Origin of the sequence: Sorangium sp. So ce693 (assembly GCF_051521375.1) — a bacterium.
Classification (GTDB): domain Bacteria; phylum Myxococcota_A; class Polyangia; order Polyangiales; family Polyangiaceae; genus Sorangium; species Sorangium atrum.
Map to the genome: position 1 here is coordinate 6,938,932 of NZ_CP150347.1, position 25,870 is coordinate 6,964,801.

18 protein-coding genes are annotated in these 25,870 nt (G+C 67.4%); 8 read left to right on the forward strand and 10 right to left on the reverse strand.

Going from position 1 to position 25,870, the window contains the following annotated elements; all coding sequences use genetic code 11:
* The first annotated feature begins 141 nt into the window (after positions 1–141).
* Positions 142–1,671 (forward strand): endo-1,4-beta-xylanase, encoded by a 1,530-nt coding sequence (locus tag WMF14_RS25710; protein ID WP_437790276.1) that lies wholly within the window; start codon positions 142–144, stop codon positions 1,669–1,671.
* A 179-nt stretch (positions 1,672–1,850) separates the two neighbouring features.
* Entirely contained in the window at positions 1,851–3,473 is a 1,623-nt protein-coding gene (locus WMF14_RS25715) for a non-reducing end alpha-L-arabinofuranosidase family hydrolase (RefSeq protein ID WP_437790277.1), read from the forward strand.
* A 284-nt stretch (positions 3,474–3,757) separates the two neighbouring features.
* Here the strand turns inward: WMF14_RS25715 and WMF14_RS25720 are convergent, their stop codons facing one another.
* From WMF14_RS25720 to WMF14_RS25730, 3 genes are all read right to left on the reverse strand, one after another.
* Positions 3,758–4,684, reverse strand: a complete 927-nt coding sequence (locus WMF14_RS25720; RefSeq protein WP_437790278.1) for a hypothetical protein — start codon at positions 4,682–4,684, stop codon at positions 3,758–3,760.
* Between the two features lie 82 nt (positions 4,685–4,766).
* Positions 4,767–6,128 (reverse strand): DUF1552 domain-containing protein, encoded by a 1,362-nt coding sequence (locus WMF14_RS25725; protein WP_437790280.1) that lies wholly within the window; start codon positions 6,126–6,128, stop codon positions 4,767–4,769.
* A gap of 29 nt (positions 6,129–6,157) precedes the next feature.
* Positions 6,158–7,852, reverse strand: a complete 1,695-nt coding sequence (locus tag WMF14_RS25730; RefSeq protein ID WP_437790282.1) for a DUF1592 domain-containing protein — start codon at positions 7,850–7,852, stop codon at positions 6,158–6,160.
* Between the two features lie 852 nt (positions 7,853–8,704).
* On the opposite strand from WMF14_RS25730, the gene WMF14_RS25735 reads away from it, so the two are divergent.
* Both WMF14_RS25735 and WMF14_RS25740 read left to right on the forward strand, forming a co-directional pair.
* The gene (locus tag WMF14_RS25735; protein WP_437790284.1) at positions 8,705–8,941 is read left to right on the forward strand and encodes a hypothetical protein; all 237 of its coding nucleotides are present in this window, start codon (positions 8,705–8,707) and stop codon (positions 8,939–8,941) included.
* A 166-nt stretch (positions 8,942–9,107) separates the two neighbouring features.
* Entirely contained in the window at positions 9,108–10,148 is a 1,041-nt protein-coding gene (locus tag WMF14_RS25740) for a Gfo/Idh/MocA family protein (protein WP_437790285.1), read from the forward strand.
* A gap of 101 nt (positions 10,149–10,249) precedes the next feature.
* Here the strand turns inward: WMF14_RS25740 and WMF14_RS25745 are convergent, their stop codons facing one another.
* The 4 genes from WMF14_RS25745 to WMF14_RS25760 form a co-directional block, all read right to left on the reverse strand.
* Complete coding sequence (locus tag WMF14_RS25745; RefSeq protein ID WP_437790286.1) at positions 10,250–10,885, reverse strand: HD domain-containing protein; 636 nt, start codon at positions 10,883–10,885, stop codon at positions 10,250–10,252.
* Positions 10,886–11,327: 442 nt separating this feature from the next.
* Positions 11,328–12,512 carry a family 16 glycosylhydrolase gene (locus tag WMF14_RS25750; protein WP_437790287.1) on the reverse strand — a complete coding sequence of 395 codons (1,185 nt, stop codon included), beginning with the start codon at positions 12,510–12,512 and terminating at the stop codon, positions 11,328–11,330.
* Positions 12,513–12,542: 30 nt separating this feature from the next.
* Positions 12,543–14,294, reverse strand: a complete 1,752-nt coding sequence (locus tag WMF14_RS25755; RefSeq protein WP_437790289.1) for a glycoside hydrolase family 43 protein — start codon at positions 14,292–14,294, stop codon at positions 12,543–12,545.
* A 381-nt stretch (positions 14,295–14,675) separates the two neighbouring features.
* A complete protein-coding gene (locus WMF14_RS25760) occupies positions 14,676–15,593 on the reverse strand; it encodes an endo-1,4-beta-xylanase (RefSeq protein WP_272093513.1) in 918 nt (305 codons plus the stop codon).
* On the opposite strand from WMF14_RS25760, the gene WMF14_RS25765 reads away from it, so the two are divergent.
* A complete protein-coding gene (locus WMF14_RS25765) occupies positions 15,562–15,918 on the forward strand; it encodes a hypothetical protein (RefSeq protein WP_437790290.1) in 357 nt (118 codons plus the stop codon). The two genes, WMF14_RS25760 and WMF14_RS25765, sit on opposite strands and share 32 nt — an antisense overlap.
* A 73-nt stretch (positions 15,919–15,991) precedes the next feature.
* On the opposite strand, the gene WMF14_RS25770 is transcribed toward WMF14_RS25765, so the two are convergent.
* The 3 genes from WMF14_RS25770 to WMF14_RS25780 form a co-directional block, all read right to left on the reverse strand.
* Positions 15,992–17,368, reverse strand: coding sequence for a DUF1552 domain-containing protein (locus WMF14_RS25770; protein ID WP_437790291.1), 1,377 nt, complete (start codon positions 17,366–17,368; stop codon positions 15,992–15,994).
* Entirely contained in the window at positions 17,365–19,047 is a 1,683-nt protein-coding gene (locus WMF14_RS25775; protein WP_437790293.1) for a DUF1592 domain-containing protein, read from the reverse strand. The genes WMF14_RS25770 and WMF14_RS25775 overlap by 4 nt, the downstream gene beginning before the upstream one ends.
* 572 nt (positions 19,048–19,619) lie before the next feature.
* Positions 19,620–20,753 (reverse strand): hypothetical protein, encoded by a 1,134-nt coding sequence (locus tag WMF14_RS25780; protein ID WP_437790294.1) that lies wholly within the window; start codon positions 20,751–20,753, stop codon positions 19,620–19,622.
* A 1,159-nt stretch (positions 20,754–21,912) separates the two neighbouring features.
* Between WMF14_RS25780 and WMF14_RS25785 the strand changes: the two genes are divergently transcribed.
* From WMF14_RS25785 to WMF14_RS25795, 3 genes are all read left to right on the forward strand, one after another.
* Positions 21,913–22,698 (forward strand): alpha/beta hydrolase family esterase, encoded by a 786-nt coding sequence (locus tag WMF14_RS25785; RefSeq protein ID WP_437790295.1) that lies wholly within the window; start codon positions 21,913–21,915, stop codon positions 22,696–22,698.
* 122 nt (positions 22,699–22,820) lie between these two features.
* Positions 22,821–24,044: an alpha/beta hydrolase family esterase gene (locus tag WMF14_RS25790; protein ID WP_437790297.1), complete on the forward strand. Its 1,224-nt coding sequence runs from the start codon at positions 22,821–22,823 to the stop codon at positions 24,042–24,044.
* 166 nt (positions 24,045–24,210) lie between these two features.
* Entirely contained in the window at positions 24,211–25,866 is a 1,656-nt protein-coding gene (locus WMF14_RS25795) for a DUF1592 domain-containing protein (protein ID WP_437790298.1), read from the forward strand.
* Positions 25,867–25,870 lie beyond the last annotated feature (4 nt).

Sequence of the window (25,870 nt, forward strand, 5' to 3'; positions counted from 1 at the left end):
TGGGCGCGAGGTCTCGTCTCCACGGCGACCCGCACGCCCGCCCCATGAAGAAGCGACATCATAGTAACAACTTATGTATGCGCCCAAGGGGCCGCTTCACGCCACGGCCTACGACATGCCCCTTGGGTACAGGAGAACCTCATGAGAATGCGATTTGAACGATGGCCCCTGCTAGCCACGCTCGCGCTCGGCGCCTGCATCTCCGCCGAGCAGATCGATGAAGACGGCTACGAGTTCGACGATCTCGCCGAAGGCGTCACCATCGATACCGCGGCGACCTACACGATCGCCGGCGTCCAGAGCGGAAAATGCGTCGAAGTGGCTGGAGGCAGCACCGCTGACGCAGCGGCCCTGCAGATCGCCAGCTGCAACGGCTCGACGCGCCAACAGTTCCGCATGGAATCGGCAGGCGGCGGCTACTATCGCATCCGCAACGTCAACAGCAACCGTTGCATGGACGTCGCCGGCGCCTCCACAAGCGACGGCGCCCGCATCCAGCAATACTCCTGCTGGACCGGGGAAAACCAGCAGTGGTCGTTCACCGACGTCTCCAGCGGCGTCGTGCGCATCACCGCACGCAACAGCGGCAAGTCCCTGGACGTCTACGGACGCGGCACCGCCGACGGCACCGCCTTGGTTCAATGGGCGTCGAACGGCGGGACCAACCAGCAGTTCCGGATCACCCCCGTGAGCTCGGGCACCAGCAGCAGCAGCAGCAGCAGCAGCAGCAGCGGCGGCGGCACCGGCGGAGCCGGCGGCAGCGGCGGAGCCGGCGGCAGCGGGGGCGGCGGCGCAGGCGGCGGCGGCGCAGGTGGCAAGTTCGTCGGTAACATCACCACCGGCGGGCAGGTGCGAGCGGATCTGTCCCGGTACTGGAACCAGATCAGCCCGGAGAACGAGGGCAAGTGGGGCTCCGTCGAGCCCACGCGGGACGTCATGAACTGGGCCGGCATGGACCGAGTCCGGGATTACGCTCGCCAGAAGGGCATTCCCTACAAGGGCCACACCCTCATCTGGGGTGCCCAGCAGCCGGGCTGGATTGCCGGTCTGTCGCAGAGCGAGCAGCGCGCCGAGGTGGAAGAGTGGATCCAGGCGTTCTGCCAGCGCTACCCGGACGTCGCCATCATCGACGTCGTGAACGAGCCGCCCCCGCACACCACCCCGGCGTACATGAACGCCCTCGGCGGCGCGGGCTCGAGCGGCTACGACTGGATCGTGCAAGCGTTCAAGTGGGCGCGGCAGTACTGCCCGAACGCCAAGCTGCTGCTCAACGACTACAACAACATCGAGTACAGCGGTGACAATCAGAACACGATCAACATCGTCAATCGGATCCGGGCGGCAGGGGCTCCCATCGACGGCATCGGAGCTCAAGCTCACGACGCGCACAAGCTCAACACCAGCACCGTCAAGGGCTTCCTCGACCGGCTCGCCGGCACCGGTCTACCGGTCTACATCACCGAGTACGACATCAACCTGGCGAACGACACGCAGCAGCTCAACGTGATGCAGAGCCAGTTCCCCATGTTCTACGACCATCCGAGCGTGAAAGGCATCACGCTGTGGGGGTACATCAGCGGCCAGACGTGGGTGACCAACTCAGGGCTCATGAGCAGCAGCGGCCAGATGCGGCCCGCCATGTCCTGGCTCATGAGCTACCTGGGACGCTGACGCTGAGCGCGCTGACGCGCGGTTCACGGAGATCTGCGCGCCCGGTGATCGCTGCGCAGGCTCGTCCGCTCGGTCGCGGGTCGACGGAGTCGACCCGTAGGACAAGAGCTTGCGCAGCCGATCCCGGGCGCCTTCCAATGTGCCTTACCTCCCGCTTCGTATACCTTTGAACAGAGGGGATGATGATGAGAATCCGATTCAGGCGATGGCCGCTGCTCGCGACGCTCGCCGCCACGGGTGCGTGCGTCTCCGCCGAGCCGATCGACGAAGACGGCCACGAGTTCGACCACCTGGCCGAAGGCGTCACCATCGATGCCGCGGCGACCTACACGCTCGTCGGCGTCCAGAGCGGAAAATGCGTCGAAGTGGCTGGAGGCAGCACCGCTGACGCAGCGGCCCTGCAGATCGCCAGCTGCAACGGCTCGACGCGCCAACAGTTCCGCATGGAATCGGCAGGCGGCGGCTACTATCGCATCCGCAACGTCAACAGCAACCGTTGCATGGACGTCGCCGGCGCCTCCACAAGCGACGGCGCCCGCATCCAGCAATACTCCTGCTGGACCGGGGAAAACCAGCAGTGGTCGTTCACCGACGTCTCCAGCGGCGTCGTGCGCATCACCGCACGCAACAGCGGCAAGTCCCTGGACGTCTACGGACGCGGCACCGCCGACGGCACCGCCTTGGTTCAATGGGCATCGAACGGCGGGACCAACCAGCAGTTCCGGATCACACCCGTGAGCTCGGGCAGCAGCAGCAGCAGCAGCAGCAGCGGCGGCACCGGCGGAGCCGGCGGCAGCGGCGGAACCGGCGGAACCGGCGGAACCGGCGGCAGCGGCGGCAGCGGGGGCGGCGAAGGTTGCGGCTTGCCGACCACCTTCCGCTGGCAGTCGAGCGGCATGCTGGTGAGCCCGAAGTCCGACGCGACTCACAATATCGTGTCCATCAAAGATCCGACGGTCTCCTTCTTCAACGACCGATGGCACATCTACGCCACCACGGCGAACACCGCCGGGAACTGGCAGATGACTTACCTGAACTTCACCGACTGGTCCCAGGCCGCATCCGCGCCGCAATACTACATGGATCGCACGCCCGGCTTCAGCGGCTATCGGTGCGCGCCGCAGATGTTCTTCTTCAGGCCTCAGAACAAGTGGTACCTCATCTATCAATCGCAGCCGCCGCAGTTCTCCACGACCAGCGACCCGAGCCGCCCGGACAGCTGGACCAGACCCCAGAACTTCTTCGCGTCCACGCCCGCTGGCATGCCCAGCCTGCCCATCGATTACTGGGCGATCTGCGACAGCGCCAATTGTTACCTCTTCTTCACCGGCGACGACGGTCGGATGTACCGCAGCCAGACCACCCTGCAGAATTTCCCGAACGGCTTCGGCCCGGTCTCGGTCGCCCTTCAGGACTCGAATCGTAACAATCTGTTCGAGGGGAGCTCCACGTACAAGATCAAGGGCATGAACAAGTACTTGACCGTGATCGAGGCCATCGGCCCGACGGGCGCCAGGTTCTATCGCTCGTTCACCGCGGATCGCCTCGACGGCGCGTGGACCCCGCTCGCGCATACCTGGAACGCGCCGTTCGCAGGTCAAAACAACGTCACCTACGCGTCAGGCGTGGCTGACTGGAGCGACGACGTCAGCCATGGCGAGCTGGTGCGCGATGGCAACGACGAGACCGCGACGCTCGACACCTGCAATCTGCAGTTCCTGTATCAAGGACGCAATCCGAGCTCGGGCGGCGAATACTCGCAGCTCCCGTACCGCCTCGGCCTGTTGAAGGCAGTTCGCTAGCGGGCCGAACCTGTTGGAGTTCATCGAGCTCCAACAGGTTGCTCCGCCTCCTCGATCAGCTTGCTGGGCCGCCTCGAGGCTCTGGCTCGCCGCTGCGCGCCGGGTGTCGAACAGGTCTCTCCTGGCGCCCAGGGTGCGCGCGGTGTCCTCTCCGCGACGCGGTGTGGGCGAGCGCGTGCTCAACAGCTGTCCGCAGCCGGAGCACGGCGCGTCCCGGGCCGCACTGCACCTCAGGACGCCGACGAGATCATGGGCCGAGCGAGGCCGTCGGGCCCCGACGCGCCCTACTTGCTCACCGACACCACGTCCAGGCGCAGCATCTGGCCGGTGGTCGGCGCCGTATCGTACGGCGGCAGCCCCTCGAAATAGTCTTTGGTCCAGTTGGCGATCTGGCGTTCGTTGCCGTCGTTCATCACCACCTTGACCATGGCGCCGCCGTTGACCTGGATCGTCGCCTCGTAGTCCTCTTTGTGAATGTCGTGAGCGCGGTACTGATAATTGTTCAGCCAGTACGTCTGGCGCGGCTCGCTCACCTCAATCGAATATTGCTGGTAGTTGATGGAGTCGTTGGGGCCAACGCTGCCGCCTATCATGAACGGCTTCTTGAGCATCTCGCCCCCCTCGATGTCCGTCGGCTCCCAGATCCCGCGCACCCGCAGCTTGACCGAGTACGTCGTGCCCGGATCGCCGCCGAAGATCACCTGCTTCTCGATGCGCTGGGTGTTGGGCGGATGATTGCACGTCGCCATGGAGGCCAGCGGCAAGGGCGTCGACGGGGCGCACGGGGCATCGACGAACAGCTTGTCCAACCCGCTCGCATAACTTGCGAGATCTGGAGCGGCGTCGCCGCCACCCGAGCCACCGCCGCCGCCCGAGCCGCCGCCGCCGCCCGAGTCGCCGCCGCCCGAGCCACCGCTGCCGCCGGAGCCGCCGTCGCCACCCGAGCCACCGCCGCCGCCCGAGCCCGACGCGGCGTCATGCGTACCGGAATCGCCCGGCGCTGCTCCCCCGGTTCCCCCGGCTCCCCCCGCGCCGCCCGTCTCGGTGCTGCTGCATCCGGCGACCGTAAGCAGCAGCGCAAGCAGAGCCATCGCCGGCGTTGCGCAGATACTCCGCATCCCCACGGTATCGGGGCTCGGACCAGGGTCATCGATGGCGGTGCGGTTCGCGCAGACGAGCCGCGCTGTAGCGAACGATGAAATCGAGTTCATAGAACCAGTATCCTAGGTTGGGGACGATGCGGTAGCGCGGGCAGGTCGGCGAGCGCCTCTTCCAGGCGCCGCGACGCCGCGCTCAGACCTGGATGCCCGCGAGCGGTGACGTGACCCGCCCCGCGTCGATGCCGATCTCCGTCACGTTCACGCCCATGACCTGGGCGACCGTCAGGAGCGCCTTGCTCAGGTTGTCGCCGGGGAAGTTGCGATGCTCGTCGCCGCGCAGCCGCCCTCCGGCTTTCCCCGCGAAGAGCACCGGCCATTCCGTCCTCGTGTGCACCTTGCCCCACGCGGTGTCGGACGTGACGTACACGAGCGAGCTGTCGAGCAGGTTCGAGCTGCCGTGCGGCGTGTTCTTGAGCTTCGTCAAGAACTCGTTCAGGCAGCGCATCGTGTAGATCACGCCCTTGTCGACGCGAGGCTGACTCGATTGGTCCCCGGCGTCTCCGTGGCAGATGGTGTCGTGGAAGTCGTCGTTCATGTCCTGCGCGAGGTGCCGGTAGTAGACGTGCGCGGCGGGCAGCGAGAACATGAACGAGAGCACGCGGGTCCTCTCGCACGCGAGCGCGAGCGCCGAGAGCTCGACCATGGCGGTGTTCACCGCAGGGGGCGCCTCGCTCTGCGAATCCTTGCCGACGGTGGGGGCCGTCGGGCTCTTGCACGCTGCCGTCGGATCGCCGCCGGACGGCATGGTCTCGAGGCGCTGCTCGATGGCCCGGATCGACTCGAGGTGCTCCTCGATACGATGCTTGTCGGCCGCCCCGAGCCGTTCCTTCAGGCTCGCGCCGTCCTGCAGGATGGAGTCGAGCACGCTCTTCCGGACGTTCGCGATCTTCGTGGCCTGAGCCGCGCCGTCGTCGCTGGGCTCGGGCAAGCCGCTCATGAACAATCGATTGAACACGGCCTTCGGATCGAACTCCGGGTTGTTGCGCGCGTTCGGCCCCTTGTGCGAGACGGTGTGCAGCGAGTCCTGAGGGCCGCCCGGCGTCGCCGGCGTCAATCCCAGCTCGAGGGAGCGGTACGGCGCCCCGGCCGAGATGGCGTTCGCGACGACCTGGTCGATGGACGCGGCCCGCACGGCGTTCCCGCTGAGCGGCGCGCCGGTCGTGGCCCCCGCCGACCCCGTGGGGTGCTCGACGCCGGATACCACGAGCTTGTTCTCGAGGCCGCTGATCACCGTGAGGTACGACTTGAGGTCCGCGAGGGGCTGGAGCTCGGGGCTGAGATCCCAGGCCTGACCGGAGCCCGTGCGCGTCGGCTTCCAGCGACCGGGAAGCGTGCCGTTCCCGAAGAACCACGTGACGTAGAGCGGCGAGACCGGCGTCTTCGTCTGCGCGAGCGCCGTGCCGCTCTCGTTCAGCATGATCTCGAGCAGGGGGAGCGGGATCGTGACGGCGGCGCCCGTCGCCAGAATGCCCCGGAGAACAGTTCGTCGGTTCAAGGCTTTGTTCGTCATTGGGGTACCTGCGATCAGGGTTGGGGGGCGACGGACGAGAAAGCGTCGTTGGTCACGACGTCGAGGACCAGCTCGCGCAGCTTGTACCCCGACCCTTCGAACGAGGCGGTCAGCGCGTTCAGCACGCTCGCGTCCACCTTCCTCTCCTCGTGACCCGCTGCATACGTGTAGTACTTGCGGACGAGGCATTCCGCGACGGAGGCGTCCGCGCTGAGGGTCAGGCCGAGCGCACGCGCGTCGGCGACCGGCTGCCCGTCGAACTCGCCGCTCGGGTCGATCGGCAGGCCGTGGTCGGTCGTGCGGAAGCGGCCGATCGCGTCGAAGGTCTCGAGCGGCAGGCCCAGCGGGTCCATGTACGAGTGGCAGCCGGCGCAAGTGGGCTCGGTCCGGTGGATCTCGAGCCGCTGACGCTTCGTGAGGGGCTTGTCTGCAGGCGGCTCCGGGAGCTCGAGAGCGACGTCGCCGGGCGGCGGCGGGATGGGCGTGCACATGAGGGCGTCGCGCATGAACTTGCCGCGCAAGGTGGGAGAGCCCTCCTTCTGGTTCGCGAACTGCGAGAGGAAGCCCGCTTTGCTGAGGATCCCGATGCGCGGGCCGTCCGCGGGCAACGAGCGGACCTCGAAGGCGCCCGAGCCGAGGCCGGCGGTGTCGAGACCGTAGAGCTGGGCGAGGTCGCTGTTGACGACGACCTTCGTGGTCGAGAACAGGTCGAGCGCGCTCGCTTGATCGTCGAACGCGAGGACCTCCCAGGTGCCTCGCATGTCGCGGACCATCGCCGCTTGCAGCGCGGGGTTGTACTCCGGAAAGAGCCCCGAGTCCTTTGCCTGGGTGCCGATCCGATCGAGCCGCATGTACTCCTCGGCGAAGGCGCCGACCGCCTCGCGCCCGGCAGGCGTCTCGAGCAGCCGCGTCGCCGCCGCGCGGATCCCCTCCACCGTTCCGAGCGCCCCGCTCGCGGCCTCGTCGAGCAGCTCCTGGTCCGGCAGGCTGTTCCACAAAAGGAACGCGAGCCGGGACGCCATCTCGTAGCCCGTCAAGCGAAGCGACCCGTCGGCGCTCGGCGCCCCGAGCTCCGGGCGATACAGGAAGTTCGGAGAGGTGAAGAGGGCCACGGTCGCCCAGCGAGCCCCCTCGACGGGGCTCTCGAGCTCGGTCGCGGCCTTCGCGGCGACGGCCGCGAGTCGGTCGAGCTCGGCGGCCTCGAGCGGGCGGCGCCACGCTCGAAGCCCGAGCGTCTGGAGGAAGCCGCGCACGCAAGCGTCGTTCTCCGCGCCGCTGGGCGCGCAGCCGATGAACTGGTCCCGCTTCGCGCGATCCGCGAACACCGCGTCGACGGCGCTCTCGATGGCCGCGTGGTACTGCTCGACGCCTCGCTCCGAGGTCACGACGGTCGATGCGCCGATGACCGCAAAATTCCCGTTCCAGCTGTCGGCGTCGAGCTGATTGATATCGACCTCGACGCCCAACATGTCGTGCACGGCGTTGCGGAACTGCGTTCTCGTCAAACGGCGCAGCATCCCGGCCGCGGGCTGGAACGGCGGCGGGTCCGAGTCCGAGCCCGGCGACGTTCCATCTCCCCCGCTGGAGGATGCCCCAGCGCCCTCCGTCGGGTCACCCAGCGCGCCCGTGCACGCGGCCGCGAACGCGAGCGCGCAAACGGCGGCGATCTCTTTTGAGGAACGGAGCTCGTGCCACGACGGCTTCTTCATCTTGCTCTCCGATAATGCAAGGGGATGACGACGCGCGGTAACCCACATCTCGCGACCATGCCCCGGAGCAGGTGCTCGCATCGCCGAGCCAAGCTCGCCCGGCATGACGGAACCTGGAGCACCTGATACCGGACCGGGCCGCTGTGATGACACTGCTGCGCCCGAGGAGGGGCTGAGGCATGGCCCGCCGCAACCTAGGTTACGCCGCCCCCGAAGTTGCCATCCGGCCGCCTCGCCGGGCTCCCGAGAAAATTCCAGCTGACAGCACCTAGGGCATCACGACAGCCGTCGAATCAGCAAAGCTTGTCGTGGCCTCTGGTGAATCGCCTCTGGCGAAACGCCAAGCACCATCGATCGGCAACCGCTTCCGCGACGGCCGAACGAACGGAATCGACACCGGAACCGATCAGAAGACGAAGGTCTCGGCGCGCATGACGCCCACCGAGGGCGAAGCGAAAGGATACCCCTGAGCCGAATGTGAACGATCACATTTCAGGAGTCAACGCCAATCGACCGGCACGCGGGCCCCCTCGATCCCGAGCTGGGACGACGCTGGCGGGGCCCTCCAGAGCCGCACGCATCCTGGTCGAGACCGCGCCGGTGCTGCGCAACAGCACCATCCAGGCTCCGTGAAACCTACAGCCTCGCAGAAGCCAGGCTCGTAGGACAGCTCACGCGTGGCGGCGGCCGGCCACCGCCACGCGTCGCCGCCCGCGTCGCTCGAGGCCGAGCGTGGCTGCGCGTCGGTCAATTTTTGATTGACCCCGCCATGTGAACGATCACAATCTGTGTCCGAGCTGCGATCATGCGGCCGAGCTTGCCCCCTCCCTGACCAGGAGACGTCGGATGTGGATGAGCGTGAAGCTGATGGGTGCCGTGATGGTGAGCGTCGGCACTGGCTTTGCATGCGGGTTTGCAGGCGGCTTTGCGGGCGCAGCGTGGGCCGCGGGCGGGACGGCGGACGTCCCTGCACCGGTTGCCGACGGGAAGGATTTCGGCTGCGGCGCCAAAGGACAGCAAGCCTGTCCGATGCAGGGGCTGGATCAAGGCGGTTCTGTACAAGGCAGAGTACGCCGCGAAACACGGTGACACCCCCTCCGAGGCGCCGCCCCCTCCTCTCGCCCTCTCCGCTCCTCGCGCGGGGCGCGCGCGCTCCTTCCAGCTTCGAGGCCCTGGCCCTACCCGTCGGGTCGATTCACGTCGAGCGTTCATAGACGCGCCGTCGGCCACCCGCGTCGCGCGCTGCAAGGTGCCCATGTCCACATCTGCACAAGATCCGAAGTCGAGCGAATCCATCACCCCCGTGCGCTGGGGCGTCCTCGGGGCGAGCAACTTCGCGTTGAAGGTCAGCCTGCCCAGCATGAAGCGAGGGCCCCTGACCCAGATCGCCGCGCTGGCATCGCGCGACATCGACAAGGCGCGCGCCGCCGCGCAGCCTCTCGGGATCCCGAAGGCGTACGGCAGCTACGATGAGCTGCTCGACGATCCGGAGATCGAGGCCGTCTACAACCCGCTGCCCAACCACCTGCACGTGAAGTGGACGGCGCGCGCCGCCCGCGCCGGCAAGCACGTCCTGTGCGAGAAGCCGATAGCGCTCAGCGCCAAGGACGCCGCGGCGCTGGTCGACGTGCAGCACGAGACGGGCAAGCGGATCGCCGAAGCGTTCATGATCCGCTACCACCCGCAGTGGCAGCAGGCCAGGGAGTGGGTGCGGAGCGGCCGGATCGGCGAGCTGGTCAGCGTCCAGGCGGCGTTCTCATATTTCAACCGCGACGCCACCAACATCCGCAACAGGGAACAAGTCGGGGGCGGCGCGCTCTACGACATCGGCTGCTACGCGGTGAACACGTCGCGCTTGCTGTTCGGGCGCGAGCCCGTGCGGGCGATGGTGCTCGTCGAGCGCGATCCCGAGTTCGGCACCGATCGCTTGACCTCGGGCCTGCTCGACTACGGCGGCGCGCACCTGACCTTCACGTGCAGCACGCAGGCGGTGGCCTACCAGCGCGTGAACGCGCTCGGGACCAAGGGCCGAATCGAGATCGAGATCCCGTTCAACGCCCCCGCCGACCAGCCGTGCAAGATCTTCCTCGATGACGGCTCGACGCTGAACTGCAGCTCGGCCAAGGTCACCTCGTTCCCCGTCGTCGACCAGTACCACCTGCAGAGCGAGGCGTTCTCGCGCGCCATCCGCACGGGCGGCCCCGTCGAGAATTCGATCGAGGTCGCGGTCGGCAACATGCGGGTCATCGACGCGCTCTTCCGTTCCGCCGAGAGCAGGCGCTGGGAGAAGATCTAGCTCCGCGCGCCAGAAATCCCGCCAGAGACACCGGTCGATGACGAGCGGGCCGCCGAGGGTGTGTGATTGACTGACTACAGATCTCGACGCGCTGGGTCCGGTCACTCCTTGAACGGCGCCGCCAGGATGACGTCGTAGAAATTGGGGGCATGGAAGCCCGGGACCAGGCGCTCGGCGATGTCGGCCGTGAAGTTGTAGAAGGCCGTCTCGGGCTTGCTGGCGAGCATATCAGCGATCGCCTGCGGAAATGCGCGCTTGAAATCGAGACGCGGGTACGCGTGGAGCACCTCATCCACCTCGTCCGCGGAGAGCTCCTTCAAGTCCTTGCCGGTGATGTCCATGATGGTTCCGACGTGGAGCAGCGCCACCTCGGGCCGCTTGTAGGGCGGGACCCCCCTCACGGTGTGCAGCGCAATCGCGTCCCACACGACGCCGATCGCCTCCTCGGGCACGCCGTGCTGCTTCAGGAACTCGCTCGCCGCGTTTGCGCCCTCGACCTCGTACCGCTCCGGGCCCCGGAACCTCTCGGCCAGGCCGAGGTCATGGAGCGCCGCCCCGAGGTAGAACAGCTCGAGATCGAGCTCGAGCCCGCGCCGCTTCGCCAGCAGCGCGCCGAAGATGTACGTGCGCATGAGGTGGTTGAAGAGGAAGGGCGCCGACATGTCCCGCGCGAGCTCGGTCGCTTCCGCGGCCAGGTGGCTGTCAGGGATGCGGATGCCAGCGATCTCGTTCTTCACGGTCCTCTCTCCTTCGTGTGGCGCCGAGCCCAGAGGGAGTCTTCGGCCAAGCGCCCGGCCGGGCACAGGACCTGTGCCCTCGGGCTGATGTTCTTCAGGCCGGCTAGATTCCACCCGTCGGCGAGTCAGGATCGGCTATTCAGCTCCGCGGCATTCTGCCGCCCTTCTTGCCGAACAACCTGCGGGCGACCAGGCGTGGCCACCATCAGAAGGATCCGCCAGCTTCGGTCAACTACATACCCGATGTGCGTTCACCAGGTCCGCCCGTGCCTTGCCGGGAAGAATGGAAATACAGAGAAGGGTCCGCCGCGTTGAACTCTCGCTCCGGATCCCCGGCCGGACGCCTGGAGGGTGGGACTCGCCGCGCCCCGCGGCGCGCGGTGTCGTAACGGCCGCGGCGGCGAGCCCCCCGCCCCGCGGCGCCTTCGAGCGTCTTGCGAGGTCAGCCGCGGGGCCGGCGCCGTCGCATCGCCAGGGCGGAGAGCCCCAGGGCGAGCGCTGCGGCCCACGAGCTCGTCGTGGCGCTGGCTCCGGCGACGACGCACCCGCAGCCTCCGTCGGAGGACTCGTCGTTCGGCATCGTTCCGTCGCTCCCACCTCCCTGGCCCGTCGCGCCGGCGCCCACGGAGGCGCTGGCCCCCGTCGTGGCCCCGACCTCGCCGCTGCCGGAGGAGCTCGCCGTCGCAGCCCCGCCCTCGCCGCTGCCGGAGGAGCTCGCCGTCGCCTCCGCCCCGCCCTCGCCGCTGCCGGAGGAGCTCGCCGTCGTCTCCGCCCCGCCCGCGCCGCTGCTGGAGGCGCTGGCTGTCGCCCCTGCCCCGCCCGCGCCCGCGCCGGTGCCCGCCCCGGTGTCCTCATCGCGGGGCACAGCTCCGGTGAACCCGGTCTGCCCCTCCCGCGTCAGCGACAGCACCAGCGTGCCGTCCTTCACCGTCACGTTCTGCGGGTCGAAGTCCACGCGGTTCCCGTCGAACGTCCAGTCCCCTTTGCTCCATCGCGTGCTGTCCAGGGAGTTGAAGTCGTCCTGCCACGCGAGCTCGAAGTTCCCGTTGTTGTAACGATAATACTTGATCCAGTTGACGAACTGGTGCTGCGGGAGGGCGGAATCGTCGAACGCTCCGACCCATTCGGTGGCGTCGGAGGACCACGTGTTGAAGCGAAAAGACTGGGGATTCTTCAGGGCGGTCACCTGCGCCCCCGTCGTTCTCTTGATCTCTCGCCCGTCGATGCTCCACGCCACGTAGTCCGGCGTCCACTCCAGCGCGTAGGTGTGATAGGCGTCCGCGAGGGAGACGCCCGCGTTGTGCACCTGCTCCGACGTCACCCTCGTGCCCATCCCGGTGATGATGTTGGACTGCCAGCTCCGGGCGTTGTCCTTCCCGAAGACCTCGATGTCGATCTCCTCCCAGAACGCGCCGGACATCTCGGAGCCGTTCTTGTAGGTGAAGAAGGTCGACAGGATGCCGCTCCCGCGCGACATGCGCATGCGCATCTCGATGCGACCCTGAAGATAGCTCTGGGACGAGTAGACCTCTGCGCCCTTGTAGGGCTTCGCGGCCGCGGTCGAGCTGAAAGCGAGCGCCAGCGAGGCGGCGGCGAGCATTGAACCTGAGCGAACTCTCGTGAACATGATCAAACCTCCAATGATTGCACTAGACCGTCAATTCGCGGCGGCGCCGCTCCGCCCGGCTTCTCGGGCACGCCGCCGCCGCGCGGCGACCGCGCCCAGCGCGATCAAGGCTGCGAGCGCGCCCGCGGGGGAGCTGGGCCCGGATTGGACCCGGAAGGCGCACCCGCCCTCGTCGCCGCTGGCGCCGCCAGCGGTCGCACCGCCAGCGCCGCCCGTGCCGCTCCCCGCCGTGGCTCCGCTGCCCGCCGTGGCTCCGCTGCCGGTGGTCGCTGCGCTGCCGCTGCTCACACCCCCGCCCGCTCCGCCGCTGCCCGCCGCTCCCCCTTCACCCACGTCCGGAGCGCCCCCGGCGCCAGCGCCCCCGGCGCCCGTCGGATCGGGATCCGGGGCGTCGAGCGGAGTGAACTTCCACCAGTTGACATTGAACAGGAAACCGCTCCCACCGGTGAACTTGAGGTACAGATCGTGTATCCCTGTCGCGCCGTCGACGGCACAGGACGTGGTGACCCAGGTCTGCCAGCCGCCGGTACCCTCGACCATGCAGGTCCCCACCAGCGTGCCGGTCGCGCTGTCGAGGCGCAGCTCGATGCTGCCGCCAGCGTTCGCCGAGGCCACCCTCGCATCGAAGGACACCGCGCCGGTGCCAAAATCGACGCCCTTCACCTTGATGTAGTCGCCGTTTTCAATCGACCCGACGTTCATTCCCCCCTCGCCGCATACCTCGGTCTCCACCCCGGATTCCCAGGCGATGGTCTCCGCTTCCGTCATGACATACGGATTCAGGTTGCCGACGCCGGGCGGGCCCTCCTTGCTCATCTTGATCGTCGGGAATGTGCCGTCGGCGTTGAACGTGAACCGCTCGACGGCGGCCGAGCGGTGATACCCGCCACCGCCCGGCAAGGCGCCGTTGTGATAGAAGAAGTAGGAGCTCCCCTTGAAGTCGATGACGCCCGCGTGGTTGGTGAAGCTGCTGCCCTCCGTGGGCATGATGACCCCCCGGTAGGTCCACGGCCCGGTGGGCTTGCTGCTCGTCGAGTAGGCGATGTACTCCGAGATAGGGCCCCCCGCGTACACCAGATAGTACAGCCCATCGCGCTTGTAGAGCCATGGACCTTCTTCGTACTTGGTCTTGTGGCGACCATCGTCCTTCCCGGTGCGCTGCCCGAAGCTCTCCGCCGTCATGGGCACGCGAACGACGTCTCCCTGGTAGGAGATCATGTCTTCGTTCAGCTTCACGTAGCACACGCTCGGGTTTCCCCAGTACAGATAAGCCTGGCCGTCGTCGTCGATGAACGGCGTCGGATCGATGTCTCCGCAATCGGCGGTGATCAACGGCCGCCCCACGGCGTCTTTGAACGGACCGGTGGGGCTGTCCGACACGGCCACGCCGATGGTCATCCTGTTCAGCGAGCGGCTCGTGACAGGAACGTAGTAGTAGAATTTCCCGTTCCTGTGGATGGCCTGGCCGGCCCACGCGTCTCCCTTTGCCCAGCTGAAATCGCTGAATTTCAGCGGCGACCCGTGATCCGTCCAGTTCACCATATCCTTGGAGGAATACACCCTCCATTCGTTCATCCCGAACCAGTCCGTGGCGCTGTCTTCGTCGTGTCCGGTGTAGAGGTACACCGTGTCACCGTGGACCATGGGAGCCGGATCCGCGGTATAATTGGTCTGTACGACGGGATTGTCCGCCAGGGAGACGGACGGAAGCGCGGTCGCGCCGCAAAGCAACAACGCCGCCCCGAAGAGCTTACGTTGGAAGGGTATCGTGTTCGTTGCCATTCTTGAATCCTTGCTGCTCTCCTGAAGGATGTCAGGCATTGCCGATGTCGTGGGTCGCTGGGTCCATGGCGCCCCGGCGCCTCCCGCCGAGTGGTTCGTCGTAGAGACAGCCGGCTGGGCGAGCTGGCAGCGATCGTCTCCCGCGGAAGGTGAACATCGGCGGCAGACGACGCTCCAGCTCTCCAGCCCGGCTACTCTCCGACGACGCGCACCGAGCGCCGTCGTTGAACCCTCAGCTCAGAACTGCGTAAGGAAATCCCAGACGTCGTGAGGATTTCAGGTCATGATCGCGAAGATCCGCGATTTGCCGACGCACAGGCTGGCGTCGGCCTGCTCGAGTCCGTTGTACGAGCGGGGATCAACGCTCGAGCGTGACATGAATCACCCGCGATCCAGGAAGTCCATCAGCCACTGCATGGCCGGCCGCATCCTGCCGTCGTCATACTGGATGCCGGTGTTGTCCCGCCAGGTGGTGCCGACGATGTAACCCCACAAGGTGATGCCCTGGACCGAGGGGTGGTTCCAGTACATCGTGAACTGCTCCTCCATGATCTGCTTCTGCCTGTTGTCGTTCGCCTCGCCGATATCGTACTCGGTGATGTACACAGGCTTGCCCAGCGAGGCGAGCTGGTCAATGAAGCCCTTGACGGTGTTGGTGTTGATCTTGTACGCGTCGTGGGCCTGCGCGCCGATGGCGTCGACCGGGGCGCCCGCTGCGATGACCGCCCTCGCGATCTTCATGAAGTTGTTGTGGTCGTTCTGATACTCGATGTTGTTGTAGTCGTTGAGGATCAGCTTCGCGTTCGGGCAGAACTCGCGGGCCCACTTGAAGGAGTTGACGATCCAGTCCCAGCCGCTGGCGCCGTCTCCGCCGATGCCGTTCTTGTAGGACGGCGTGGTGTGGGGCGGCGGCTCATTGACCACGTCGATGTACTTCGTCTTGGGGTAACGCTCGCAGAACGACTTCATCCAGTCCCGCACGGCCGCCTGCTGCTCGTTGCCGGGGAGGCTCCCGACCCAGCTGGGCTGCTGGGAGCCCCACACGAAGACGTGGTGCTTGAAGATGATGTTGTTGTCCTGCGCGTACTTGTAGATCCTGTCGAGCTTGCTCCAGTCCTTGTTCCCGCGGCTCTTCTCGACCTCGCCCCACTTCCCCTCGTTCTCAGGCGTGATCTGGTTCCAGTACTTCGCGAAGCCGTCGCGCACGGCGCCGCGCGTCGTGATGTTGCCGACGAACTTCCCCGTGGGCTCGGAGCCGCCGGCTCCGGTGGACGCGCTGGTGGACGCGCTGGTGGACACGCTGGTCGACGCGTCCGCACCGCCGCCACCTTCGTTTGATCCGCCGGTGCTGGCGCTGGTCGTGGCGGTGCTCGTCGTGGCGCCGCTCGTCGTGGCGCCGCTCGTCGTGGCGCCGCTCGTCGTGGCGCCGCTCGTCGTGCCGTTGCTGGTCGTGCCGGCGCTGGTCGTGCTGCCAGCTCCTCCCGCGCCGCCCGTGCCATCACCTTCGCCCGCATCGGAGCATCCAGCGAGAGTCGCGAGCCCGAGCGCGATCCACGTCGTACCGCGCAGCCATCGAGAAGAACGGTTCTTATTCATGTTGGATTTCCGCAAGTTGAACGATTGAAGATGGGGATGCTTTGAGCAGAGAGCCGACAGGCAGCGGATCGAGCTCCGAAACGTCTGGATTCTTTGCTTCTTCAGGCGATGATCGGGGCGACGAGCCCACCTTCGAGGCTCTCATCGCCGAAGTCGTCGAGCGGGCCCCCCTGGCCGTTGGTGCACCCGACCGCCGCGCCGATCGTGTTGAGCAGCTTGTTGTTGGTGATCTTGACGTCGACGAACTGGCCGGTCTTCAGGTAGCCCGCGGCGCCGCCGGCGAGGATGTACGGGACCTTCCGGTACCCGTGGTACTTGTCGGCGTTGTCATTGAGCCACACCGCCACGCCGTGATCGAGGAGCGTCCCCGAGCCGAGCTCGTACGACGAGAGCCGATCGAGCAGGTACTTGAAGAGCCGCGCGTGGATCCGGTCGATCTGGTGGTGCAGCTCCTGAGCGCCCTCGATCGGCGGGCCCGAGGTGCCGTCGCTGTCGATGCGGTGGGAGATCTTGTGGTAGCTCTTCTGCCGCACGCCGTGGATCGTGTACTCGGTCCCGTCGTTGCCGTCACCCACCTGGAGCGTCGCCACGCGCGTGACGCCGCACGCCATCGCGAGCGCGATGATGTCCATCTGCATCCGCGTGACGGCCTCCACGTTCTCGGATTTGCCGACGTTCGGCGAGATCGCCTCCATCTCGTCGACCTGCATCTCCGGGAGCTTGCACGCGAGCGCGACCTCGAGGTCGCGGATGCTGTCGAAGTGGAGCTGTAGCCGCTCGCGATCGCTCTTGCTGATGTCCTTCCGGCTCATGAGCGCCTTCATCTCCCCGCGCACCAGGTCGTTGACGCTGGTCCGACGCTCGACCAGCGACTGCTGGACCTCGGTGTCCACGTCGGCGAGGCCGAAGAGCTTCTGGTACGCGTTGGCCGGGTTGCGCTCGGCGGCGCGCAGCTGCTTCGGCCCGCGGTACGAGAGCACCTCGTTGATGTACCCGGCCATCCTGCCCGCATAAAGCGTCAGCGGCTCGACGCCCGCCGGGTTGAGCTCGGTCGCGATGCGGTTGTCGATCGACTCACCCATCGCCAGCGACTCGTTGCCCGCCGGCTGGTCCGACACGCGCGCGGCCGTGAGGCACTGGTTGCCGCCGCCGGAGTGGCCGCACCCGTTGCCCTTGAACGCGAAATCCACGCCGCGCAGCATGATGAGCTTGCTCGCGTGGTCCTTGAGCTCGCTGACAGCGCGGTCGCTGTCCCGCTCCATCGACGCGGCGGTCAACGCGCCCGTCTCGCTGGGCCAGAACATCTCGGGCTCGTCGTTCGTCGCCTGCGCCACGCCGTTCGCCTGGCGCATGAAGATCGCGAAGGGCGGCACGTCGCCCGTGCCGGCCGAGGCGCGCCGCGAGGCGAAGGTCTCCAGGAACGGGAGCGCCACCGTGACGCCAAAGAGGCCTCGAAGCACACGTCGTCGGGTGATCATGGCGCCTCCGCGGGAACTCGAGCGAGGAACGGAGCCGAAGAGACGATCTGGAGGAGGAGCTCCTTGGTCGCGGCGCCGCCGCGCGACGCCTCGCCGAGCTCCTTGACGAGCGCGCGGTCCTCCGCGCGCACGCCGCGGCCGTGGGAGAACTCGATCCAGCGCTGCGCGTAGCACGCGTGCGCCTCGCCGCTCTCGGCGAGGAGCTGGCTGAACTCGACCGCATCCGCGTAGCTCCTCGGCTGGCCGCCGAGCGTGTACACGTCCGCGGAGTCGACGGGCGCGCCATTGTCGGTCGTGCGGTACTTGCCGATCGCGTCGTAGTGCTCGAAGGCGAACCCTGCGGGGTTGATGAGCACCCCGTGGCACGACGCGCCGCACGTCCCCTTGCCCGTGTGCGCCTCGACGCGCTCGCGGTTGGTCGCGAGCTCGCCCGGCGGCAGCGAGGTCGCGTTGTCGGGCGGCGGCGGCAGCGCCGCGCAGAGGATCCGGAGGTTCACGAACACGCCGCGGTGGATCGAGTCCGGCTGCCGCGCCGTCGCCTTCGCCGCGAGGAAGCCGAGGCGCGTGAGCAGCCCCGAGCGCTCGGCGTCGTCGAGCTCCACCTGCTCGAACTCGTCCGAGAAGTCGCCCTCGACGCCGTAGACCGCCGCGAGGTGGTCGTTCACGAACGCGGTGCGCGAGGTGAGCAGCTCCGTGAGGCCACCCTCCCTCTCGAAGACGACATGATCCACGAAGAGCTCTGCCTCGCGCTGCATGTCGTCGCCCATCTCGGGGACGAACTCGGGGTAGAGCGCCTGGTCCTTGTTGAGGTCGTGGTACTGCTCGTAATCGTAGAGCTGCCGGTGGAACGCGCGGACGACCTCGCGGGCGCGCGGATCCTCGAGCATCCCCCCGGCGTAGGCGCGGACGGCCTCGCGGGTCGAGAGCTCGCCCGCCTTCGCCGCCTCGAGGAGCTCGTCGGAGGGCATCGTGTTCCAGAAGAGGTACGAGAGCTTGGCCGCGATCTCATGGCCGCTCAGCGGGATGAGCCCGCCCCTCGCCGGCCCGGCGCCGCGCTCGACCCGGTAGACGAAATGGGGCGACTGCAGAAACGCCTCGAGCGCCGCGCGCACGCCGGCGGCGAACGGCTCCTCGCCCTCGAAGAGCTCCTTGCCGCCGTGGAACAGCGCGAGGTACGCACCCCGCTCGTCGTCCGTGATGGGGCGCCGGAAAGCCCGCTCGCCGAACCGCTCGACGAACGCCTGCGCCCGCGCCTCCGGCTCGGCCGGCAGGTCCGCGGGCACGAGCCTTCCGAGCTTGCCCTCGTCGGCGGTCACCATCGCCGCGAGCTCCTCCGCGGCGCGCTGGTAGTCGCTCCAGAGGCCGGGTGTCACCAGCAGCGCAGCCTCGTTGTTGTCGAACACGCCGCCGAGCGGATCGCTCGTGAAGGACGCCGAGAGACCGGGCCTGTCGTCGAGGCGCAGGAGGTCGCGCACCGTGTTCTCCCACTGCGCGTGGCTCAGCCGCGGGAACATGCTCCGCTCGGCGACCTGCAACGCCGCCGCGCCGCCCGGCGACGGGCCGTCGCCCTCGTCCTCGGCGCCCAGGGAGCCCGTGCACCCCGCGAGCAGGAGCGCCGTACCGCACAGCGCCCGCCTCCAGCGTGACAGGAGGGTCATCGAAAAAGACGGTCGGGTCATCCCTCTCTCCCTCTCCTGGTCAAAGCTGGCGACCGAGCGGCCAGCTCAGCGTGGCTGTCAGTGCGCCTACCATCCAACGGAAATCGTCCTGTTCACTCCGTCATCGAGCGCGGGTCGATCTTGCCTGTTGCATGCGGTCCGCAACCGTTCAACGCTGGACGATTCAACCACGACGAGAACTCGTGAGCTGACTCACGAACAGGATCACGAGAGATCGCGCGGTCTCGAGGGGGCAGCCCGACAGCCGGCGACGTGCGGTGCGCCGATCCGCCGCCCGCGGCGCGCCGCCGAGCGAACGGCACAGGCGCCGAGATCCATCGAAGGACGAAGGTCTCGGTCCGCACGACGACCCACCCAAGGCGAAGGAAAAGGATACTGCTCCGGGGCAATGTGAGCGATCACATGATCGATGTCAAACCCAATCGACCCGCCCGCGGCTGTCCTCTGGCCCGAGGAAGGACGCTGACACGGACGTGGGGCCGTGAGAACTGGAACTTTCCGGCGGCGGCGCGCATGCGGAGAGCGCCGCCACTTACTCCGAGCGACGTGAAGGCGCGCGAGGAGCGCGGAGGCTACTGACGGTCGAAGAAGTCGAAGACGTCGGGCAGCACGAGCGGAACCATCCCTGGATGGTCCGCGTCGACTTCCTTGTACGTGATCGTGTAACCGCCAGCCATCATCCAGTCGCGCAGCGCGTGGCTCCCTGTGAGGGAAGGCGTGCCGCGGGTGCCCTCCGTCACGAAGATGGGCACATTGCGCAGCCGGTCCCACGGATAGCCCGACTCCTGGACGAAGGGTCCGGACATGGGCGCCAGCGCCTTCCAGTAGTCGGCGTACTTCGCGCCGATGTACCAGGTGCCACCGCTCCCCATCGAGTGTCCGGTGAGGAACATCGAGCTGCGATCGATCGGGTATTCGTGCAGCACCAGCTCCAGGACGTTGATGACGTCCTTCTCGCTGAGCTCCTGGTCGCGTTCTCGCTCGGGCGTACGCATGGCCAGGAGCTTCTCCGCCTCCTCGGGTTGCCCGAACACGGCCGGCAGCCGCAGGAAGTTGCCGTAGGCGCCCTGATAGCCGAGCGGCGAGACCAGGAGCACGCCATGCTGGTCGGCCAGATTCACCATCTGCTTGTTGTTCTGATCCAGGTACGAGCTCTCGTCGTTCGAAGCGCCGTGCAAGAACATCACGAGGGGCAACTTCGACGTGCCGTCCCAGCGATTCGGGACGCAGACGCGGTAAGGAACGTCGGCGCCCGCCTCTGGAAAGCGGTACGTCCTGCGCTGGTCGCCTTTGGCGCGCCACTGCGGAGAGCTGGGATCGGCGACGGACTCGGCGAGCGCTCGCGCCTCGAGCACCTGAGTGCGCGGATCGAGCGTGGTCCCGAACGAGATGGTCACCGGCTCGAATTCGTCTGAACCGCCCGCCCCGCCCGTCCCTGCGGCGCCGCCTTCGCCGCCGGCCGCCGTCGTCCCGCCGCTGGGCGCCTCGCCGCCCGTGCCGGCGCCCGCTTGACCTCCCGCGCTGGCCGAGGCGTCCCCAGGAGCCCCCCCGCCGGGGCCGCTGGAGGCGGCGTCCGGCGCGCTGGCGCCGCCGCCACCTTGGCCGGTGGAGGCGGCGCCGCTGCCGGTATCATCGCTCCCGCAAGCGGCGAGCGACAGCGCGCAACCGATGCAGGCCAGTGACGAGAGGAATCGACGTGTCGTCATGCTCACTCCGGGGTCGAGATCAGCCCGTTCTGGGCGGGTTGCTCAGCGTTCGTGGTTCTCCGAGGCCTCTTGGCGCGCGACTCGATGGCTTGTTCACAGGTCGCAGAAAAATGCACTAATATCAACCAAGTCCACGGCACGAGCGAGCTGCCGGCGCCCACAGAGCCCCGCAGCCCCCCCAGCGCGACGCTGTGAGCCCGGTTACTGGGCCACCGGTTCGCGCATAGGGGCCCGTGTGCCTGCTCAAATACGACGTCAGCAGTCTTGCGCGATCACGCGATGCGGAGCGCGGTGCGCGCGCAGGTCGCAGGTGAGGCCTCGCGCCCGGCGCGAAACGAGCGATGCCGCCGCGACCTCATCCTTCCTCGCGCCCGCGGCGACCGAGCGAAAAGAGCCAGTGCAGACGCCCGATCCTGAGCCCGGGACGAATGGCACGGTCCGCAGTACGGCCAAGGCAAAACAGCAGGACCCCCGAGCGCGCACCGTGATCGATCACATTCTGGGCGTCAAACAAAATTGACGCCCTCCACTGGTCCGCGGCCGGTGCCCCCGCTTGACGCGCCGCTTCGTCGGAGAGCCACGCCAGCCATGTCCTCCCTTGGGATCGAGGATACCCGCGGTCCTGTCGACAGGAGTTGACATCGATGATGTGAACGATCACAATGAACACCTTGCCGCGAGCGCGGCGAGTGAAAATCCAGCGAGACGGCTTGTTTACATCAAAGTCGCGCAAGCTCGCTGAATCCTGGCTCTGCCGTCGGACTCGAATCCTTCAATCAACTGGAAACAACCTCACCCTGCGGGCGCGCCTCGTAGAACACCGCCGGTGAGGGAAAAATCGCGCCTGGGTATTCGAATGACGAACCAACCTACACTCGTTCGAGCCACATTGTTCGCAGCGCTGGCCGGCTCTTGCGCCCTCTCGGCTTGCGGAGGTAGCGTCGATGGCGGCGCGAGCTCGTCAGGCGACGACCCCAACCCCGGGACGGGCGGGGCCGCTGTCTCAGTCAGCAGCGGCAGCACCACGACCAGCGGCGGCACAACGACCAGCGGCGGCACAACGACCGGCGACGGCGGCGCGTCCGCGGGTGGAGCGGGCGGTGAAGGAGGAACGAGCGGAAGCGGTGGTTCGCCAGGAGCCGGTGGTTCGGGCGGATCGATGGGAGGCAAGGTGCCCCCGGAGCCGAGCACGGGTTGCGGCAAGGCCAATCCGCAGACGGGCAGCGCGCAGAGCCCGCTCACCGTGTCGGGTCACCAGTACTACGTGAAGCTGCCGACCGGCTACGACGCCAGCAAGCCGTACCCGGTGATGATCATGTTCAACCCGACGAACAACCCGATCAACTGGGCCGAGCAGAACGCGGGCTTCGAGGCAACCGGCCCCAAGGAAGCCTGGATCCGCGTCTACCCTCACCCGGCCAACCCCAGCTCCGGCTGGGGGGCGAACGACGTCTCCTTCTTCCAGCCGCTCTACGATCAGATCACGGCCAACCTCTGCATCGACAAGGCCCGCGTGTTCGCGGCGGGCGAGAGCTCGGGCGGCGACTTCTCGAGCATCCTCGGCTGCGAGCACGCGGACAAGCTGCGCGCGATCGGCCCGTGCGCTACCAAGAACGTACAGCAGTATCCGCTCAACGCCGACACCCGAAAGTGTACCGGGCAGGTCACGGCGGTCGTCATCCACGGAAAGCGCGACTCGGTGGTCGGGACGGACAACGGCCCGAAGACGCGCGACTTCTACACCGATCTGAACCACTGCGAGGCGAGCACGACGCCGGTTGACGGGTACACGGACGATCTCTCGAACTGCGTCATGGCTCAGGGCTGTGACGAGGGCTATCCGGTCTATTGGTGCCAGCACGGAGACCCGAACTACAGCAACACCAATCATGGCTGGCCCGCGTTCGCGCCCAAGTTCCTCTGGAACCTGTTCTCGACCTATTGAGGACTGATCGGCCCGGCGACGCCCGGCACATGATGCCCGCATCAACCGGCCGGGATAGCGTGGCGGATGACCCGCGATCGCCCGTGCCACCGACGAGCAGCAGTTGGCGAGGTGGTTTCCCTATGCGTAGATCTGGTTCCGGGCTGAGCGTTCTTTTCACCGTGGGCGTGGCGACGGCGCTGGCCGCTTGCTCGTCGGACGCGGAGCCCGTCGACCCGGGTGCTGGTGGTTCTTCCGGCGCATCCACGAGCAGCGGCCCCACCACCTCGAGCGCGACGTCGGGCGGAGGAGCCGTCGGGAGCGGCGGCGCGGGCACGGCCGCGAGCGCGAGCAGCTCCGGCGGCACGGGCGGCGACTCGGCCGGCGTCGGTGCCGCCGGCTCGACGGGCACTGGCGACGGCGGCTCGACGGGCACCGGCGACGGCGGCTCGACGAGCACCGGCGACGGCGGCTCGACGAGCGCTGGCGACGGCGGCTCGACGGGCACCGGCGACGGCGGCACGATGGACCCTGGCGGCGGCGGCTCGGTGGGCTGCGGCAAAGCCGTGACGCGCCCCGACCCTCGCACGCAGCAGACGCTGACGGTCGGTGGGGTGACGCGCTACTACCTGATTCACGTGCCGGAGAACTACGACCCGAGCAAGCCGCTGCCGCTGGTCTTCGGTATCCACGGCCTGAACATGAACAACGTGTGGGCTGCGCACGACAACAGCGGATTCCAGCTCATCCAGGAGACCAACAACCAGGCGCTGCTCATCTACCCGCAGGGCTTGCCGGCGGATGGGCAATCCAGGCCTCCGAGCACCCAATCGCAGTGGGGTACTGCAGACTCCAACTGGGGCGGTCCGCCGCCCAGCGCCAACAGGGCGCGCTTGGACGCCGACCTGGCGTTCTTCGACGCCATGCTCGAGCACGCCAAGGCGAGCTACTGCGTGGATACGAAGCGCGTCTTCGCGGTCGGGTTCAGCCAGGGTGGCTTCATGACGAACACGCTCGGCTGTGAGCGTTCGTCCGTGTTCCGCGGTCTCGCCCCGGTCGCCGGATGGGGTCCCAATGCATCGCAGCCCACGTGCAGCGACGCCAGCGCCGCGCACGCGCTGATCCAGACGCAAGGCGACACCGACACGACCGTGTCCCCCCAGCTGGGGCAGTCGACCCGCGACTTCTGGCGGGGCCGGAACGGCTGCCAGGCGACCACGATGCGGTCGAGCTTCGGCGACTCGTGCGTCGAGTATCAGGGCTGCAAGGAGGGCCTGCCGCTCGTGTACTGCACGCACCCAGGCGGCCACTCCGTGCCGTCCGGCGCGGGCGGGCGAGCCTGGCGCTTCTTCCAGTCGCTCAAGTGAGCCCCGCTGTTGTGGAGTGAACGTAGTCTTTTCGATGCATGGATTCCTCGATCGTCAGATGAACACGACAGTTACCGGATGATGGTTGCATTGTAACGGAGCTGGAACAGCTAACTTGTCACCCGAGCTTGGTCAGGAGGCAATGATGACCCGACCGTCTTTTTCGATGCCCGGCTTGCCATACCGCAGGCGGGCGCTGAGCGCGGGGCTCTGCGCCACCGCGCTCTTGCTCGCGGGATGCACGGGCTCCCTGGGCGATTCGGACGGGGGCGGCGGCCCCGCGCCGGACGACATCGACCCGCCGCCCACCGGCGGCGTTGCGCGCGGCATCGACATGCCTGGGGCGCCGCAGTACCACCGGTTCGTGCGCCTCACGAACTCGCAGTGGGCGCGCAGCGTGCAGGTGGTTCTGAATCTCGCCGCTCCTCCGTCGATGTCCGACGGGTTCGAGAAACCTGTCTCGGGCATCACGGACTTCACGAACAACGAGCACCTGCTGAGCGTGAACCAGCGCTCGTGGGCCGACTACCAATCGGCGGCGGAGGCGCTCGCCGAGGAGGTGACGGCTTCGGATGCGGCGCTCGCCAAGGTCTACCCGGATACGGACGAGACCGGCTTCATCGAAACCGTGGGGCGCCGTGCGTATCGCCGTCCGCTGACGGACGACGAGATCGCCAGGTACTCGGAGCTCTTCGAGACCGGCTCGGCGATGTCCGGCACGAAGAGCGCGTTCGCCAAGGGCGCGCAGCTCGTGATCCGGACGATGCTCCAGTCGCCGCACTTCCTCTACCGCACGGAGCTCGGCGAAACGCGCAAGCCGCTCGACGGCTACGAGGTTGCGGCGAAGCTCTCGCTCTGGCTGCGCGACGCCGCGCCGGGCGACGAGCTGCTCGACAAGGCGCCCACCCTCACGACGCCGGAGGCGATCGCCGCGGTCGCCAAGACCATGCTGGAGGAGCCCACCGCGGTCAAGGGCATGCGGTACTTCCACAGCGAGCTGCTCCACTTCGATCGCTACGCCACGATCAGCAAGCTCGGCGTGCCGAACTACAACGAATCGTTGAACGCCGAGTACGAGGAGAGCGCGTACCTGTTCTTCGACAAGATCTTCACCGAGGGTCTCGGGGTCAAGGAGATCCTCACGTCCACCAAGGGCTTCGTGGGGCCGGGGATGGCGAGCCTCTACGGCCTGGCGCCGAGCGGGAGCCGCATGGTGGAGCAAGACCTCGGTCCCGATCGCGTCGGCTTCTTCTCGCAGCTCCCCTACCTGACGCTGAACGCCCTGAACGAGGAGTCGGACTCGATCCACCGCGGCGTCAGCATCAACCTCGACATGCTGTGCGCGCCGCTCGGCGCGCCGGCCCCCAACATTCCGCCGGTCCCGCCGCTCGAGCCCGGGCAGACGAACCGTCAACGCATCACGCGGCTCACCTCCGGCTGCGGCGGCACGTGCCACAACCAGCTCATCAACCCCGTCGGCTTCGCCTTCGAGCACTTCGACGGCATGGGGCAATATCGGGACGAGGAGAACGGAGGTCTGCCGATCGACAGCAGCGGCGTCTACGCGTTCTCCGAAGGGACCAAGTCGTTCGGGGACGCCGGCGAGCTGATGCACTACATGGCGGAGGGCGAGCAGGCTCACCTCTGCTACGCCAAGAAGCTCGCGAGCTTCGCGCTCCAGCGCGATGTCGTCCCGTCGGACTTGCCGCTCGTCGAGACGCTCGCCGAGGTGAGCCGCGGCGCCAGCGGCTCGGTGAAAGAGATGATGCTCGAGCTCGTGAAGAACGACGCATTCCGGACTCACATGGGAGGTACGCTGTGAACCC